Raw genomic sequence first — 14,393 nt, forward strand, 5'->3', positions numbered from 1 at the left:
GGAGCGACGAGTAGATGATCAGCATGTTGTAGCCGACGAACACCCAGGTGACGACGTTGGCCACCGCCCAGAGCACCGTGCCGCCGTCGAGGAGGCCCGCTCGCGACGTGACGGCGGAGAACGGCGAGAGGCTCGGTGAGTAGAGGTAGCCCCACATGATCGCCGCGATGACGCCCGGCACGGCGTAGGGCGCGAAGAACGCGAGACGGAAGAAGCGCTTGCCGCGCAGCAGGGGCGAGTCGAGCAGCAGGGCGAAGAGCAGCGCGAGCAGGAGCATCACCGGGACCTGGACGACGCCGAAGAGCAGCACGCGGCCGATGGACGACCAGAACTCGGTGTTCTGGAAGACCAATGCGTACTGCGAGAGGCCGCCGAAGACCTGCGTCGGGGCGCCGAAGGTGCCCTCCCGTTCGACCTTCTGCAGCGACTGGAAGACGGCGTAGAGGATGGGCGTCAGGTAGAACGCCGCGAAGAGCGCCGCGAAGGGGACGATGAAGATCGCGATCGCCTTGCGGTACCGGAACGGCTTCCGCGGTTTCGTCGGACGCGGGGACGGCGGGGCGACGACGGCGGGCTCGGCAGCAGTCTGGGTCACACGGGGCCTCGGCTTCTTCGGCGGGTGTCCTTCACGAACGGCCGGAGGCCCTTCGACGGCGAAGGTTCACAGGGTTTCTGTGATCGTTCCCAGACGATGGCCCGAAGGATCGGGTGGCACTTTCTGGGAACGTTCACAGAGCTAAGCCCACGGCCGCCGGTTTGTCAAAGCGGAGGGGCCGACCGTGATCGTACGGTTACCCGACCGGCCGTCCCTCCGTCACCTCTCCGGGAACGATCCCGAGCGTCCCGGGCTCCGCTAGGGTGACCGACATGCCCGGTCCGAGATCTCCGCGTCGGCGTGCCACGATCCACGACGTGGCCGCCGAGGCCGGCATCTCGCGGGGCACCGTGTCGCGCGTGCTGAACAACGAGCCCTACGTCTCGCACCAGGCGCGCGAGGCCGTCGAGGCCGCCGTGGCCAAGGTGGGTTACGTCCGCAACGCGGCCGCGCGCAACCTCGTCACCCAGCGGTCGCGCGCGATCGCGCTGATCGTCCACGAGCCCCATTCGGTCGTGCTCGACGACCCGAACATCGGCAACATCCTGATCGGCACCAACGCCGTCCTGTCGCAGGCCGACCACCAACTCGTCACGCTGATGATCGACTCCCAGCGCGACAGCGACCGCGTGGTCGAGTACCTGCGCGGGGGCTTCGTCGACGGGGCCATCATCCTGTCCGCCCGGACCGGCGACCCCATCTCGCAGGCCGTCGCCGAGCTCGGGCTGGCGGCCTCGTTCGTCGGCCACCCGAGCGACGCTCCCGACATCCCGTTCATCGGCATCGACAACCAGGCCGCCGCCGAGGCGATCGTGCGCCGACTCGTGTCGACGGGCCGCACCCGGGTGGGCATGCTCGCCTCGGGACTCGACCGCGACTCGGGCGAAGACCGCCTCGCCGGCTTCCGCGCCGCGCTCGGCGACCTCTACGACCCGGACCTCGTGGTGCGCAACCCCTTCTACAGCTACTCGGCCGGCGTCGACGGCATGACCGAGCTGCTCGAACGGGACCCTCGGGTCGACGGGGTCTTCGCGGCGTCGGACGCCGTCGCCGCCGGGGCCCTCGACGTCCTCCACCGGCGCGGGATCTCGGTACCCGGCGACCTCGGCATCGTCGGATTCGACGACAGCTCGTGGGCGCTGCGCTGCACGCCACCCCTCTCGACCGTGCGCCAGCCCGCCGAGGAGTTGGGCCGGCGGGCCGCCCGCCAGGTCCTCGACCAGCTCGGCGGCACCGACGAGACGCACACCGCCCTCTTGCTGCCGACCGAGATCATGTGGCGCGAGAGCGCCTGACCGGCCCCCGGCGCCACACGGGGAGGCACGACTCGACCAGCCCGGACCACGTCCGTCAGCGCAACGCGGCCGCGAATGCCCGCAGCGCCGTGACCACCTGACGCCGCGCCTCCTGGTCGAGGCCCTGCGTCATCGTGTCCTCGACGCCCCGCACGGCGGCACTCGCCGTCGCCAGTTGCCGGCGGCCCGCCGCCGTCAACTCCGTGGGCAACGCCCGCCCCGACGGCGCCCGGTCGGCCCGCCGCACGAGCCCGTCGCGCTCGAGCGACTGCAGCAGCACGTTCATGGACTGCCGCGTGACGAAGGCGCCTCGGGCGAGCTCGGAGTTGGACAGCCCGGGGCGCTGGGCCAGCAGTTCGAGGCACGAGTAGTGCGTGATGGTCATGCCGAGCGGACGCAGCTCGGCCTCCATGGCGGCACGCAGGGCGCTCGAGGCCTCCTTCAGCAGGTAGCCCACCGAGGTCTCGAGGTCGATCGCCGATCCGACTTGACTCATGTCAGTAGTCTGACATACATTCATGCATGTCAGTCAACTGACACTCAACTTCGACACGAGAGCAGGCACACCATGACCGCCACCGGCCCCGACTTCATCTCCCTCCAGGTCCGCGACGTCGAGCGCTCGGCCGCGTTCTACGAAGAGCACCTCGGCCTCACCCGTCAGGACGGCCCGCCGCACGCGGTCGTCTTCGCCACGACGCCGATCGCGTTCGCCGTTCGGGGCCCGCTGCCGGGCGTCGACCTCGACGCGGCCCCGCTCGGTCGCGGGGTCGGCCTCTGGCTGCTCGCCCCCGACGCCCAGGCCATCCACGACGCTCTGGTCGCCGCCGGCGTCGAGATCGCCACCGCCCCGGTCGACGGCCCCTTCGGCCGCACCTTCACCTTCGTCGACCCCGACGGCTACCAGGTCACCCTGCACGACCGCGCGTGACGCCCGGTGCCTCCGGCCGAGGCCCCGGACGAGGAGGCGCGGCGCACGGCCGCCTCGGAGGTCACGTCGGCCGGTCAGGTCGGTCGGACGGGCCGTCCGTTCGGGTCGTCCGTTCGGACCCGATCCGCGGACCGGACGGTCGATGTGCCGGGAGGGGCGGTCGCGAGACGCTGGAACCGTCCCCGCACCGAACACGAAGGAACTCGCATGCGCCTCCCCCGCACCACTCTCGTCACCCTCGCCGCCCTCGCCGTCGCCGTCACGGCCGGCTGCACCTCGACGTCCTCGCCGAGCCCGGACTCCACGACCGCCCGACTCGCCTCGACGGTCACCGAGGGTTCCGTCGTCCAGGCGCAGAGGCTGAGCTCGTCCGAGGCGATGAAGGCCGCGTCCGCCGCTCTCGCCGCCGCCGAAGCGGACGGAACGGGTTTCGTCAGCGTCTCGGTCGTCGACCGGAACGGCCAGCTCCAGGCCTTCGTCCGGGGCGAGAACGCCGCGGCCCACACCCTCGACGCCTCTCGCGAGAAGGCCTACACGGCCGCCGCGTTCGGTGCCGTCACGTCCGAGCTCGCCGAGCGGGCCAGCGGCGACGGTGTCGGGCTGCGCGACCTCGACGGCACCCTCTTCCTCGCAGGAGGCGTCCCGGTCAAGGCCGGCGAGTCCTCGATCGGGGGCATCGGCGTCGGCGGCGCCCCCTCGGGCGACAAGGACCAGGAGTACGCCCAGGCCGGGCTCGACGCGATCGCCGAATGAGGCGCGAGGCCCCGCTCAGGTGAGCTCGATGACGCCGCGGCGGGTCGCTTCCGCGACCGCCGCGGCGCGGCCGTCCACGCCGAGCTTGGCGAAGACGCGGACCAGGTGGGTCTTGACCGTCGACTCGCTGAGGTAGAGCCGTTCGGCGATGGCTCGGTTCGTCAGTCCGGCGCCGAGGAGTTCGAGCACCTCCCCCTCGCGCGGCGTCAGCGTCTCGTCGGGACGCTGCACCCGGTCGAGCATCCGACCGGCGACGGCGTGGGAGAACACCGCCATCCCGGCGGCGACCGACCGCACGGCCGCCGCGAGCTCGTCCGACGACGCGTCCTTGAGCAGGTATCCGGTGGCACCGGCGGCCAGGGCCCGCGTAATCGCCAGATCGGTGCCCGAGGCCGTGAAGACCAGGACCCGCGTGGAGCCGACGAGGTCGGGGATGAGTTCCCCGCCGTCGCGCTGACCGAGACCCAGGTCGAGCAGCACGACGTCGGGAGCGGCGTCCTGGACGAGCCGCGTGACCGAGACGGGGCTGCCGGTGGTGCCGACGACGTCGATGTCCTCGTACGACGCGAGGACCGCCGCGACTCCGGCCCGGAGGACCGGGTGGTCGTCGACGATCACGACGCGGATCACGACTCCACCCACGGCACGACCACCTCGACGACCGTGCCGCGCGCATCGGACCTGATCGTGAGCGCACCGCCCACCGCCGCGAGGCGTCGCCGCATGATCGAGAGCCCGTGCCCACCGTCGGGCCCGCCGGGTCGCATGGCGTGGGGATCGAAGCCGACTCCGTCGTCGCTGACCCGCAGCACGACCCCGTGCTCGTCGTACCGGAGCTCGAGCGCGATGCAGGTGGCCCTCGTATGTCGCTCGGCGTTGCCGAGTGCCCCCTGGGCCGCCCTCAGCACCGTGAGGGACGACGCGGCAGGAAGCGCTCGCGGCTCTCCGATCACCTCGCAGGTGGCCCCCACCCGAGCGGCCGCCTCGGCGAGCTCGCCCTCGAACCCGGCCGCCGCCTCCTGACCCGACCCCGACTCGAGTTCGTGGACGAGCGCCCGGGTGTCCGAGACCGCGACCCGGAGCGCCCGACGCGCGTCCTCCGCGTGCCTCCCCTCGCCCGTGCGTTCGGCGGCGTCGGCGAGGAAGAGGGCACCAGCGACGGACTGCACCACCGTGTCGTGCAGCTCGGCGGCGAGATGACGTCGGGCCTCGAGCCGGTCGGCACGTCGCTCGGCCGCCGAGACCAGGGCGCGCGCGGCCGTCAGCTCGCGGACCGTGCGGGCACGGGCGTCGAGCGCGGACCGGGCGAGTGCCACCGCGAGCAGGAAGACGAGGCCTGCGAGCGCACAGCCCAGCACGAGCCCGACGTCGTCGCGCGAGCCTGCCAGGCGCGGTACCGACACGACGACGGCCGAGACCGCGGCGCCTCCGGAGATCGTCGCGACGACGACGGGAGTCGTCACCTGGAGGAGGACGACCAGGGGGACGACGCTCCAGGCCGTGCTGGGCGCGAGCAGGACGAGAGCGACCGTGCCGAGCGCGAGGCCGGCCAGGGCCGGTGGCGGGCACGGCTTCCGCGCGGGGGTCAGGGTGAGCGCCGCCGCCGTGACGGCCAGGAGCGCCCCCAGGACCACGACGACGAGGTGGTCCGCATCGGCGGCGTGACGGTCGTGGTAGCGGACCGTGCCGACGGCGGTGGTAACGGAGAACGCCGCCGCGGCCGGCACGATCGGGCGTCTCTCGAGGCGACGTCTCGTCCGGGCGACCATGTCGCCCGCCGGGTGGGGCGTGGACTCTGCCCGCCCGTCCCGAACCGCCGTCGGGGGTTGACGCAGGATGGGACGGTTCGTCATCCGGACAGCATCGACGCCGTGGGATGAGAGGGCGCTGTGAATGCGACATGTGACGTTCTCGTGGATGCCGCGCATCGACGTCGCCCTGGTGACGAGCCGTCTGTCGCCGCGTCACTCGTGGACGTGGTCGTCGTCCTGGGTGCTGAGGTAGAGGCGGTGGCTCGTGACGATCAGCGAGAGCCAGCCGATGCCGCTGACCCAGCCGACGGCCACGTCGGTGAACCAGTGGGCCCCGAGCAACACGCGGGACAGCCCCACGACGCCGGCGGTGCCGGCCGCGGCCCCGACGAGGGCGACCTGCGGCGCCTGCTTCTCCTGCCGGAGAGCCAGGAGGTAGGCGAGCACCCCGAGGATCGTGGTCGTGTTCAGGGTGTGGCCCGACGGGAACGACGGGGACTTCTCGAACGGCGGGATGGCCTCGTGCCGGTCGGGCCGGTTGCGCTTGATGAGCCTCTTGCCGACGACCGTCATGGCGAGCGACCCCGCCCCGGCCGCCACGACGAGGACGACGGGGCTGGGGTGGCGGTCCCGGAAGCCGAAGGCGGCGGCGGCTCCGACGGTGACGGCAGGCAGGACGACGGGGCCGAAGACGTGGGCGATGGCGGCGGCCGCGCCGTTCGTCGCCGGGCTCCGGAGCCTCTTTGCGCGCTCGAGCGCCGGTCGGTCGAGGCTCTCGATGCCGTCCCGACCCGTGACACCGTCGTAGATGTAGGCCGCCCCGGCGGTCGCCGCGAGGGCGATGCCTCCGCCGACGGCGAGCGTCGCGACCAGGGCGCGACGGGCGCCGACCTTCTGCGCGACGGCCTTGTGTCGCGACGCGAGGCGCCGGCCCGGCCTCGAGCGCCACTCGGTGAGGTCGCGACGGCCGATCTGCCGGTCGTAGCGGGTCGTGCGGGCGGTCTCAGCGGCGGTCGGCATGACCCCACCCTGGCCCCTCGGCGATCCGGGCCTCCAGGTAGCGTTGTCCCCGGCCGCCTGAGCGCATGGGCATGGTGGCGGGCGCCAGCGACTCCCCCACGCAGGCTCGGCGGCGTCAGCACCGTTCCCATCAACCGGAAGGCTCCTCATGGTGTTCTCGATCACCCTCCTCGTCCTCGGGCTCGTCGGCATCGTCGGCGGAGTCCTGATCGTCCGTCAACGGGACGGCGGCAGCCCCCTGCCGGGCGTGGCGATCACTGCGCTGGGGGCGGTGGCGGCCGCACTCGGCATCGCACTCCTGGCCCTGCCCGAGCTGCCCGCGTAGCCGATCGGCACGCGCGAGGAATGCCCCCGGACGGGCGCGCGCACCGCGGGGCCCCGGGGGTTCGAGTCCATCCAGGGGCATCGTCGCGAAGCGACGTCAGGTGCCCCTGAAGGGGACGGCGCGCCAGCGCTGTCGGGCCGCGGGGGTTCGAGTCCCGGAAGGGGTGCGACGAGCGCCAGCGAGGAGTGCCCCTGGAGGGGACGGCGCGCCAGCGCCGTCGGGCCGCGCGGGTTCGAGGCCCGCAAGGGGCTCGACGAGCGCAAGCGAGGAGTGCCCCTGGAGGGACTCGAACCCCCAACCCTTTCCTTAGGACGGAACTGCTCTTCCATTGAGCTACAGAGGCTGACCGTCCGAGTCTACCGAAGCCGCGCCTCCTGCTGTCCGGCCCACCATGAACCCGGTTTCGAACGATGCACCCGGAAGCAACCGGGTGCATCGTTCGAAACCGGGTTCATCGGCAGGCGGACGAGCGGCCAGCGGAGGGCGGCAGCCTCACGCGGCCGCGAGGTACTCGTCCCAGTCCGCCTGCGTCCGCTCCATGCCGCGCACGACCCAGCCGACCCCGTGCGGCGGCTTCGGCGTGAAGAGCAGCACCCAGCCCATCTCGTGCGGGGTGCGGTCGCTCTTGAGGTTGTTGCACCGGAGGCAGCACGCGACGAGGTTCTCCCAGCTGTCCGCCCCACCTCGCGACCGCGGCTGCACGTGGTCGATCGTCGTCGCGGCCCGCCCGCAGTAGGCGCACCGGTGCGAGTCACGCCGCATGACGCCGCGCCTCGAGACGGGGATCTGACGGGTGTGCGGGATGCGTACGTACCGCGTCAGAACGATGACCGACGGGCGGTCCCACGACGTCACCGCCCCGAGCACGGGGTGCTCCGCATCGGCGGCGACGACGGTCGCCTTCTGGCTCATGACGAGGACGAGGGCCCGCCGGTCGGAGACCACGGCGAGGGGCTCGTAACCGGCGTTCAGGACGAGAGTGCGCATGCTTTCCCTTTCGAAGCACCCTGGACGGCTTCCAGGGATTCGATCTCTCGGGGTGGCGCAGGCCCAGCAGGCCCGCCGATACGAAAAAAGCACCGTCACGGGGACGGTGCTCTGTCACATGGCGGGGTGTCGTATGTGCTCGTGCGACAGCGCACCCATGGTGCGGGTGGCGGTCGAACGAGGCATCTGACGCTCCTGGTCTCAGCGGAACTCCGAGATCGCCAGGCTAAGCCCCGAAGAGCCGCTCTGCCAAGGGGCAGGGCGGCTCTTCACAGGGTGTTCAGGCGCAGGAGGCGCGGGTCGCCTACGCCCCGTAGCGCACGTAGTGCACCGCGGAGGTCCACAGCGGTCGCACGCTGACCGACCCACCGGGTTTCGGCGCGTCGAGGATCATGCCGTTGCCGGCGTAGAACCCGTCGTGCGACCCGTCGTTGAAGATCACGACGTCGCCGGGCTGCGCCTCGGCGGCCGAGATCGGCGTGCCCATGGCACCCTGGCGCGTGACCGAGTGCGGCAGAGAGATGCCGTACTGCGAGTAGACGTACATGACGAAGCCCGAGCAGTCGAAGCCGGCCGGGGTCGCTCCACCGAAGACGTAGGGCGTGCCGACGTACTGCAAGGCCGTCGCGTAGACGGCACTCAGGCTGAACGCTCCGGGCGTCGCGACCGTACCCGTCGCCGAGCTCGTCGCGGCGGCCACGTTCTGGGCAGCCGTCGGGCCCGTGTAGCTGGCGTAGCTCGCGGCCAGGGCGGCACGCTCGGCCTCGCGCTGGGTGGCCAGTGCCGCCGCGTTGAGGTCGGCCTGCGACGTCGCCGTGTACCCGTCCCGGGTGGCGTCGGCGAGGGCGACGTCGTCGCCGACCGCGACGCTCTGCGCGTGACTGGTCGACGTGGTCGTCGACGCGGCGCCGACGCTCGGGCCGTTGGTCGCCGCCGGGTTCGACGCGAACGCCGGCAGGGCCATCGTGCCGATCAGGCCGGCGGTCAGGGTCATCACGGTCACCGAGACCACGCTGCGCTTGACCGAAGGTCGGCCCGAGCGGGTCACGGGCGCGGCGGCCTGGGCTCGACGCAACGACGAGAGGGTCGGCAGATCGGCGGGGGTGCGGGTGGCGACGGTGCGGTTCGGGCGCACGTCGGGGGTGTGGTCTGAGCCGGGGAGGGTCAAGAGGGTGGGTCTCCTGCGTCTCGACAGCTTTCGGGAAGCTGTCCCGTCCGTTCGTTCGTATCGCGACGACACACGGCAGGAGACGGGCGTGAGAGACGTCCTGCCACGGGTCCGGCGGCCGGTTCAGCAGCCTGGGGACTCAGCGACTGTAGCCCAGCGACCCCTGCGAGATCATCCTCGAGAGGGATATTTGTAACGAATCGGTAAACGACTGCGTGATCCGGCGCAGAACGCAGGAGGCGCGGCGCACGGACGCAAGAATCCCGCGTGGCCCGTCGGGCCGGTCGGAGCCGGGTGGTCGGGTCAGAGCCCGACGTAGATGTGCTGCGCGACCTCGGTCGGCAACTCGAGGCCCTCGTCGTGGCCCTCGACCTTGACGAACACGTACGACCCCGCGGAGCGGAGTGTCGCGATGCCCCCGGGCAGCACGCCCGCGCCCTGCAGCTGTTGCAACAGCTCGGGCTCGAACTGGACGGGCTCGGCCAGGCGACGGATCGGACGGGTGACGCCCTCGGGGTGCTCGGCGAGCACGGCCACGAGGTTGACCACGCCGTCGAGGAAGCGCCCCGCGGGAGAGTCGCCGAGCTCGTCGAGCCCGGGGATGGGGTTGCCGTAGGGCGACTCGGTCGGGTGGTCGAGCATGTCGAGCAGGCGTCGTTCGACCTGCTCGCTCATGACGTGCTCCCACCGGCAGGCCTCGTCGTGGACGTACGCCCAGTCGAGGCCGATGACGTCGGCGAGCAGGCGCTCGGCGAGGCGGTGCTTGCGCATGACGTGCGTCGCCTTGGCCCGCCCGTCGTGCGTGAGCTCGAGGTGGCGGTCGCCGGAGACGACGACTAGACCGTCGCGTTCCATGCGGGCGATGGTCTGCGACACGGTCGGACCGGAGTGGCCGAGACGCTCGGAGATGCGCGCACGCAGCGGCACGATGTTCTCTTCTTCGAGGTCGAGGATCGTGCGCAGGTACATCTCTGTGGTGTCGACGAGATCGGTCAACAGGGGCCTCCCGGTGGAACACGTGGACTACCCCGCAAGCCTACCGGCTGCACGCTGGGCACCGCGCCGCGTCAGTAGGATCGAGCGCATGGCGGACATCCGGATTCCCACTGACCTCTTGCCCACCGACGGCCGCTTCGGCTGCGGCCCCTCGAAGGTGCGGGCCGCCCAGCTCGAGCACCTCGTCACCGCCGGGGCGACGATCCTCGGCACCTCGCACCGCCAGGCGCCCGTGAAGGACCTGGTCGGCCGCGTCCGCGCCGAGCTGGGCGAGCTGTTCCGCCTCCCCGACGGCTACGAGGTCGTGCTGGGCAACGGCGGCTCGACCGCCTTCTGGGACGCCGCGGCGTTCGGCCTCGTCGAGAAGCGTGCCGAGAACCTCTCCTTCGGCGAGTTCGGTTCGAAGTTCGCCAAGGCGAACGCGGCCCCCTGGCTCGAGGCCCCCCACGTGATCACCGCCGAGGGCGGCTCGCTGGCCGAGGTCGAGGTGCTCGAGGGCGTCGACGTCTACGCCTGGCCGCACAACGAGACCTCGACCGGCGTCATGGCGCCGGTCACCCGGGTCGCCGGCGACCCCGGCGCCCTCACCGTCGTCGACGCGACGAGCGCGGCGGGCGGCATCGACTTCGACGCCTCGCAGGCCGACGTCTACTACTTCGCCCCGCAGAAGAACTTCGCGAGCGACGGCGGCCTCTGGTTCGCGCTCTTCTCCCCCGCGGCGATCGAGCGCGTCGAGCGGATCGCCGCCGGCGGCCGGTACGTCCCCGAGTTCCTGAGCCTCAAGAACGCCGTCGACAACTCGCGGCTCGACCAGACGCTCAACACGCCCGCCCTGACGACCCTGCTGCTGCTCGAGGACCAGACCCGCTGGATGCTCGAGAACGGCGGCCTCGCCTGGGCCGACGCCCGCACGCGCGAGTCGTCGTCGGCGCTGTACGACTGGGCCACCGCATCCGAGTACGCCACCCCGTTCGTCGTCGACCCGTCGCACCGCTCGCAGGTCGTCGCGACCATCGACTTCGCCGAGTCGATCGACGCGGCCGCCATCGCCAAGGTGCTCCGCGCCAACGGCATCGTCGACACCGAGCCCTATCGCAAGCTCGGTCGCAACCAGTTGCGCGTCGCGACCTTCACGGCCATCGAGCCCGACGACGTCCGCCAGCTGATCCGGTCGATCGAGTTCGTCGTCGACGCCCTCTGACCGATCGCCCGCACGACGAAGGCCCCGACTCGATCGTGTCGGGGCCTTCGTCGTGATCCGACCCGGGCGCAGGAGGCGCGGGTCGGGTTCGAGGGACTACTTGCGTCGCCTGCTCAGCGGGTCCTCGTCCTCGCCGTCCCAGTCGTCGTCGTGCGACTCGTCGTCGAGGTCGGCCTCGGGGTGCGCGGCGGGGACGACGGGTGCGTCCACCGACGTGGCGTCACCGTCAGCGTCGGAGTCGTCGGAGTCGTCGGAGTCGTCGGAGGCGTCGACGAGGTCGTCGATGTCGACCCCGTCCACGTCGCCGCCGTGCACGATCGACCCGTGCTCGTCGTCGGACTCGTCCTCGTCCTCGTCGTCCGAGTCCTCGTCGTCGTCCTCGGACTCGTCGTCGTCCTCGTCGCCGTCGTTCGCCTCCTGGGCCTTCATCTCGGCGAGACGGTCGGCCCACGGCACCCAGTCCGGGGCGAGCAGGGCGCCGTCGCCGGGCATCAGCTCGGCCTCGAGCACCGAAGGCTCCTCACCGTCGAGGTGGGCGACGCTGACCGTCCAGTGCCAGCCCGGGTACCCGGGAAGGAGGGTGGCGAAGCGCACCGAGGTGACGCCGGGCTCGTCGTCGACCGGGTCGGCCTCGGCGCCGATGGTCTCGTCGGGCGTGATCTCGGTCAGGGCCCGGCGGGCGAGCTCGGACCAGGGCGTGCGCGAGGCGGCCTCAGGCATCGAACGAGTCCGCGACGGTGCGCAGCAGCACGGCGATGCGGGCGCCGTTCTGCGGGTAGCGGCCGTGGCGCAGGTCGCCGCCGGCCTTGTCGAGCACCTTGACCAGGTCCTCGACGATGACGGCCATGTCGTCGGCGGAGCGTCGGTTCATCTTGGCGAGGCTCGGGGCGGCTTCGAGCACGCGGACCGACAGGGCCTGCGCGCCGCGCTTGCCGTCGGCGATGCCGTACTCGAGGCGGGTTCCCGCCTTGACACCCACGGTGCCGGCGGGCAGGGCCGACGCGTGGAGGAAGACCTCTTGGCCGTCATCGCTGCTGATGAAGCCGAAGCCCTTCTCGTCGTCGTAGAACTTGACCTTGCCGGTGGGCATGACTGGACCTCTCGTGAAGACGGGTGACCCTGGGGGTGGGTCGCCCCAGCTTAGATCGCCGGGTAGGGCCGCACCGCACTATCGTTGACCCGTGGCCAAGAAGATCGAGACGAGTGCGCCCTCTGCCGTCAATCGTACAGAGCGCGTCCTCCTCTTCATGATCCTCGCCGTCGTCGTCGTCTCGGTCCTCGCGTTCTTCACGAGGTTCGTCGGCGTGGCGACGGGTGTCACCGACTTCACCGCGGGCGTCTGGCCCGCTCTCACGATCCTGCCCCTCATCGGGCTCCCGATCGCCTTCGCGATGCTCCTCGCATTCGTGGTGGCGAGCGCCGTGCGTCGCAGCCGCGACTCACGGGGCACCAGACGGTAACCGCAGACCCGGGCTGCACGACGGCTGGAGGCCTCGACCATGGCTAGTGCACTCGACCTCGCGGGCGTCCTGCGCGCCATCGGCGACGACGACCTGCTGCGCCGACTCGCGCGGCGGCAGGTCCGGGCGTCGAGCGTCCACGACGCCTTCGACCTGGCGGACGTCCTGCTCGAGCCGGCCAGCGTGCGGGACGCACTGGCCCACCTCGACCGCGTCGCCCTGATCGTGCTGCAGGTCCTCCGCGTGCCGGGCGACGTGGACGCGGTCCACGACCGCATCGACGCCGCCTTCGAGGTCGACCGCGACACGGTGTCCGCGGCGCTCGACCGCGTCGACGAGGCGTTCCTCGTCGTCCGCCGCGGCGACTCCGTCGCGACCCTCGACGCCGTGGCCGAGCGCCTCGACGACGACCCCGCCCTGGCCCTCGACGTCCTGACCTCCGCGCGACCCCCGGTGGTGCTCGAGACCGTCCTCGACCAGGCTCGCGACGACGCCGACGCGCGCTCGGCCGAGCGGCTGTACGCCGTGGTCATCGAGGTGGCCGAGATCCTCCGAGCCCTCGAGCAGTCGCCGGCCCGAGAGCTCGCGAAGGGCGGCCTGGCGCTGCCCGAGACGAGGCGGCTCGCCGAGGCCGCCCGCATCGACGTCGACGACGTGGCGACCGTGCTCGCCATCGCCGTGCGGGCCGGCTTGGCCGCACCGAGCCCGGACGGCTGGGTCGTGGCCGCCGACGCGACCGACTGGCTCCGCGCCTCCTGGCCCGACCGGTGGCAGACGCTGACGCGGGCCTGGCTGGGCTCGCTGCCGGCCGAGATCCTCACGGTGCTCGAGCAACGCGTCGACACCTCGTGGGGGCTGCCGCTGCGCGAGTTCTCCGACTGGTCCTACCCGGCCGGGGGCAGCTGGATCACCGATCGCATCGCCGCCTTCTCGCGCAGCGCCGAGGTGCTGGGCCTGACCTCGGACGACACGCCCACCTCGGCGGCCGTCGCCCTGTTCCGCGAGGGTCCCGCCGCGGCCCGCGCCCGGGTGGCCGCCCTGCTGCCGGACGCGGTCGAGCAGGTCTACCTGCAGCACGACCTCAGCGTCGTGGCGCCCGGGCCCCTGTCGCCGGCCATCGACTCCCGACTCCGCGTCATCGCGGCCGTCGAGAGTGCGGGCCTGGCGGCCACCTACCGCATCACCGAGGGCGGACTGCAACGTGCCCTGAGCGAGGGCGAGACGGCCGAGACGCTGCGCGAGTTCCTCGGCGGCATCTCGTCGACGGGCATCCCCCAGCCGCTCGACTACCTGATCCAGCAGAGCGCCGAACGGCACGGGCGTTACCGCGTCCGAGCGATCGCGCCGGGCAGCGCACCCGAGGGCGTGCCGGGCGACGCGCTGTCGCTCGTGGTCGCCGACGACCGTGCGAGCCTCGACACGCTCGAGGTCGACCAGTCGCTCTCCCCCCTCGCCCTCACGCGGGTCGACGCGACGACCGTCGCGAGCCGGTTCGAGCGCGACACCGTCTTCTGGTCGTTGAGCGACGAGCGCTACCCCGTCGTCGTCGTCGACGAGGGCGGCGCCGAGGTCGCTCCGCCGTCCCGCCGTCGACCCCGGCGGCCGACCCCGGTCGAGACGCGCGACCCGTTGCGCGAACTCGTCCAGCGCCTGCACACCGACCCCGGCTCCGGTGACGAGTCGACCGACCGTGCCTGGATCGCCCGCCAGCTCGACGCCGCCGTGAAGGGCCGACTGACGGTCACCGTGACCGTCGCGATGCCCGACGGCAGCACGACCACGCTCGACATGGAACCCACCGGCATCGGCGGCGGACGCGTCCGCGGGCGCGACAAGAAGTCGGACGTCGAGCGCACGCTGCCGCTCAAGAACGTGGTGGCGGTCGCGAGTCGCGACTGAGGCGGGTGGCCC

Annotated in this window: 17 protein-coding genes and 1 tRNA gene; 7 read left to right on the forward strand and 11 right to left on the reverse strand. The window is 72.0% G+C overall.

The window, feature by feature from the left end:
- A partial coding sequence (locus SZ60_RS02825) for a carbohydrate ABC transporter permease (RefSeq protein ID WP_043593501.1) occupies positions 1 to 595 on the reverse strand: 595 nt, incomplete at its 3' end.
- A gap of 272 nt (positions 596 to 867) precedes the next feature.
- On the opposite strand from SZ60_RS02825, the gene SZ60_RS02830 reads away from it, so the two are divergent.
- Positions 868 to 1,890, forward strand: a complete 1,023-nt coding sequence (locus tag SZ60_RS02830) for a LacI family DNA-binding transcriptional regulator (protein WP_043593549.1) — start codon at positions 868 to 870, stop codon at positions 1,888 to 1,890.
- Positions 1,891 to 1,945: 55 nt separating this feature from the next.
- Here SZ60_RS02830 and SZ60_RS02835 read toward each other — a convergent pair whose 3' ends face one another.
- The gene (locus SZ60_RS02835) at positions 1,946 to 2,386 is read right to left on the reverse strand and encodes a MarR family winged helix-turn-helix transcriptional regulator (RefSeq protein ID WP_043593503.1); all 441 of its coding nucleotides are present in this window, start codon (positions 2,384 to 2,386) and stop codon (positions 1,946 to 1,948) included.
- A 72-nt stretch (positions 2,387 to 2,458) separates the two neighbouring features.
- Between SZ60_RS02835 and SZ60_RS02840 the strand changes: the two genes are divergently transcribed.
- Both SZ60_RS02840 and SZ60_RS02845 read left to right on the forward strand, forming a co-directional pair.
- Positions 2,459 to 2,821, forward strand: coding sequence for a VOC family protein (locus SZ60_RS02840; protein WP_043593504.1), 363 nt, complete (start codon positions 2,459 to 2,461; stop codon positions 2,819 to 2,821).
- A 207-nt stretch (positions 2,822 to 3,028) separates the two neighbouring features.
- A complete protein-coding gene (locus tag SZ60_RS02845; protein ID WP_043593551.1) occupies positions 3,029 to 3,574 on the forward strand; it encodes a heme-binding protein in 546 nt (181 codons plus the stop codon).
- A 15-nt stretch (positions 3,575 to 3,589) separates the two neighbouring features.
- Here the strand turns inward: SZ60_RS02845 and SZ60_RS02850 are convergent, their stop codons facing one another.
- The 3 genes from SZ60_RS02850 to SZ60_RS02860 form a co-directional block, all read right to left on the reverse strand.
- Positions 3,590 to 4,204: a response regulator transcription factor gene (locus tag SZ60_RS02850; RefSeq protein WP_043593506.1), complete on the reverse strand. Its 615-nt coding sequence runs from the start codon at positions 4,202 to 4,204 to the stop codon at positions 3,590 to 3,592.
- Entirely contained in the window at positions 4,201 to 5,427 is a 1,227-nt protein-coding gene (locus tag SZ60_RS02855; RefSeq protein WP_043593507.1) for a sensor histidine kinase, read from the reverse strand. Before SZ60_RS02855 ends, SZ60_RS02850 begins: the two co-directional genes overlap by 4 nt.
- Before the next feature lie 111 nt (positions 5,428 to 5,538).
- Positions 5,539 to 6,345, reverse strand: coding sequence for a phosphatase PAP2 family protein (locus SZ60_RS02860; RefSeq protein WP_043593508.1), 807 nt, complete (start codon positions 6,343 to 6,345; stop codon positions 5,539 to 5,541).
- 148 nt (positions 6,346 to 6,493) lie between these two features.
- On the opposite strand from SZ60_RS02860, the gene SZ60_RS17045 reads away from it, so the two are divergent.
- Entirely contained in the window at positions 6,494 to 6,670 is a 177-nt protein-coding gene (locus SZ60_RS17045; RefSeq protein WP_156155457.1) for a hypothetical protein, read from the forward strand.
- A 271-nt stretch (positions 6,671 to 6,941) separates the two neighbouring features.
- Here the strand turns inward: SZ60_RS17045 and SZ60_RS02865 are convergent.
- The 4 genes from SZ60_RS02865 to SZ60_RS02880 form a co-directional block, all read right to left on the reverse strand.
- Positions 6,942 to 7,013, reverse strand: a tRNA-Arg gene (locus SZ60_RS02865).
- A gap of 149 nt (positions 7,014 to 7,162) precedes the next feature.
- Positions 7,163 to 7,657: an HNH endonuclease gene (locus tag SZ60_RS02870; protein ID WP_043593510.1), complete on the reverse strand. Its 495-nt coding sequence runs from the start codon at positions 7,655 to 7,657 to the stop codon at positions 7,163 to 7,165.
- Positions 7,658 to 7,961: 304 nt separating this feature from the next.
- Positions 7,962 to 8,792 carry a C40 family peptidase gene (locus SZ60_RS02875; RefSeq protein ID WP_197073485.1) on the reverse strand — a complete coding sequence of 277 codons (831 nt, stop codon included), beginning with the start codon at positions 8,790 to 8,792 and terminating at the stop codon, positions 7,962 to 7,964.
- Positions 8,793 to 9,128: 336 nt separating this feature from the next.
- A complete protein-coding gene (locus SZ60_RS02880; RefSeq protein WP_043593511.1) occupies positions 9,129 to 9,821 on the reverse strand; it encodes a metal-dependent transcriptional regulator in 693 nt (230 codons plus the stop codon).
- A gap of 88 nt (positions 9,822 to 9,909) precedes the next feature.
- Between SZ60_RS02880 and serC the strand changes: the two genes are divergently transcribed.
- On the forward strand, positions 9,910 to 11,022 hold the full coding sequence (gene serC, locus SZ60_RS02885; RefSeq protein WP_043593513.1) for a phosphoserine transaminase: 1,113 nt from the start codon (positions 9,910 to 9,912) through the stop codon (positions 11,020 to 11,022).
- A gap of 96 nt (positions 11,023 to 11,118) precedes the next feature.
- Here the strand turns inward: serC and SZ60_RS02890 are convergent, their stop codons facing one another.
- Together SZ60_RS02890 and SZ60_RS02895 are read right to left on the reverse strand one after the other, a co-directional pair.
- Positions 11,119 to 11,742 carry a DUF3027 domain-containing protein gene (locus SZ60_RS02890; RefSeq protein WP_043593515.1) on the reverse strand — a complete coding sequence of 208 codons (624 nt, stop codon included), beginning with the start codon at positions 11,740 to 11,742 and terminating at the stop codon, positions 11,119 to 11,121.
- Positions 11,735 to 12,112: a cold-shock protein gene (locus SZ60_RS02895; RefSeq protein WP_043593516.1), complete on the reverse strand. Its 378-nt coding sequence runs from the start codon at positions 12,110 to 12,112 to the stop codon at positions 11,735 to 11,737. The genes SZ60_RS02890 and SZ60_RS02895 overlap by 8 nt, the downstream gene beginning before the upstream one ends.
- Before the next feature lie 91 nt (positions 12,113 to 12,203).
- Here SZ60_RS02895 and SZ60_RS02900 point away from each other — a divergent pair, with 91 nt between their 5' ends.
- On the forward strand, positions 12,204 to 12,482 hold the full coding sequence (locus SZ60_RS02900) for a hypothetical protein (protein WP_043593517.1): 279 nt from the start codon (positions 12,204 to 12,206) through the stop codon (positions 12,480 to 12,482).
- Between the two features lie 39 nt (positions 12,483 to 12,521).
- Positions 12,522 to 14,381, forward strand: coding sequence for a helicase-associated domain-containing protein (locus tag SZ60_RS02905; protein WP_043593518.1), 1,860 nt, complete (start codon positions 12,522 to 12,524; stop codon positions 14,379 to 14,381).
- The last annotated feature ends 12 nt before the right edge of the window (positions 14,382 to 14,393 follow it).

Source organism: Frigoribacterium sp. MEB024 (assembly GCF_000878135.1).
GTDB lineage: Bacteria > Actinomycetota > Actinomycetes > Actinomycetales > Microbacteriaceae > Frigoribacterium.

What these genes read in the sequence shown, in the direction of transcription:
- SZ60_RS02905 (WP_043593518.1), top strand. Translation starts at nt 12,522, where the DNA reads ATGGCTAGTGCACTCGACCTCGCGGGCGTCCTGCGCGCCATCGGCGAC.
- SZ60_RS02845 (WP_043593551.1), top strand. Translation starts at nt 3,029, where the DNA reads ATGCGCCTCCCCCGCACCACTCTCGTCACCCTCGCCGCCCTCGCCGTC.
- SZ60_RS02890 (WP_043593515.1), bottom strand. Translation starts at nt 11,742, where the DNA reads ATGCCTGAGGCCGCCTCGCGCACGCCCTGGTCCGAGCTCGCCCGCCGG.
- SZ60_RS17045 (WP_156155457.1), top strand. Translation starts at nt 6,494, where the DNA reads ATGGTGTTCTCGATCACCCTCCTCGTCCTCGGGCTCGTCGGCATCGTC.
- SZ60_RS02830 (WP_043593549.1), top strand. Translation starts at nt 868, where the DNA reads ATGCCCGGTCCGAGATCTCCGCGTCGGCGTGCCACGATCCACGACGTG.
- SZ60_RS02835 (WP_043593503.1), bottom strand. Translation starts at nt 2,386, where the DNA reads ATGAGTCAAGTCGGATCGGCGATCGACCTCGAGACCTCGGTGGGCTAC.
- SZ60_RS02860 (WP_043593508.1), bottom strand. Translation starts at nt 6,345, where the DNA reads ATGCCGACCGCCGCTGAGACCGCCCGCACGACCCGCTACGACCGGCAG.
- SZ60_RS02840 (WP_043593504.1), top strand. Translation starts at nt 2,459, where the DNA reads ATGACCGCCACCGGCCCCGACTTCATCTCCCTCCAGGTCCGCGACGTC.
- SZ60_RS02895 (WP_043593516.1), bottom strand. Translation starts at nt 12,112, where the DNA reads ATGCCCACCGGCAAGGTCAAGTTCTACGACGACGAGAAGGGCTTCGGC.
- SZ60_RS02855 (WP_043593507.1), bottom strand. Translation starts at nt 5,427, where the DNA reads ATGACGAACCGTCCCATCCTGCGTCAACCCCCGACGGCGGTTCGGGAC.
- SZ60_RS02870 (WP_043593510.1), bottom strand. Translation starts at nt 7,657, where the DNA reads ATGCGCACTCTCGTCCTGAACGCCGGTTACGAGCCCCTCGCCGTGGTC.
- serC (WP_043593513.1), top strand. Translation starts at nt 9,910, where the DNA reads ATGGCGGACATCCGGATTCCCACTGACCTCTTGCCCACCGACGGCCGC.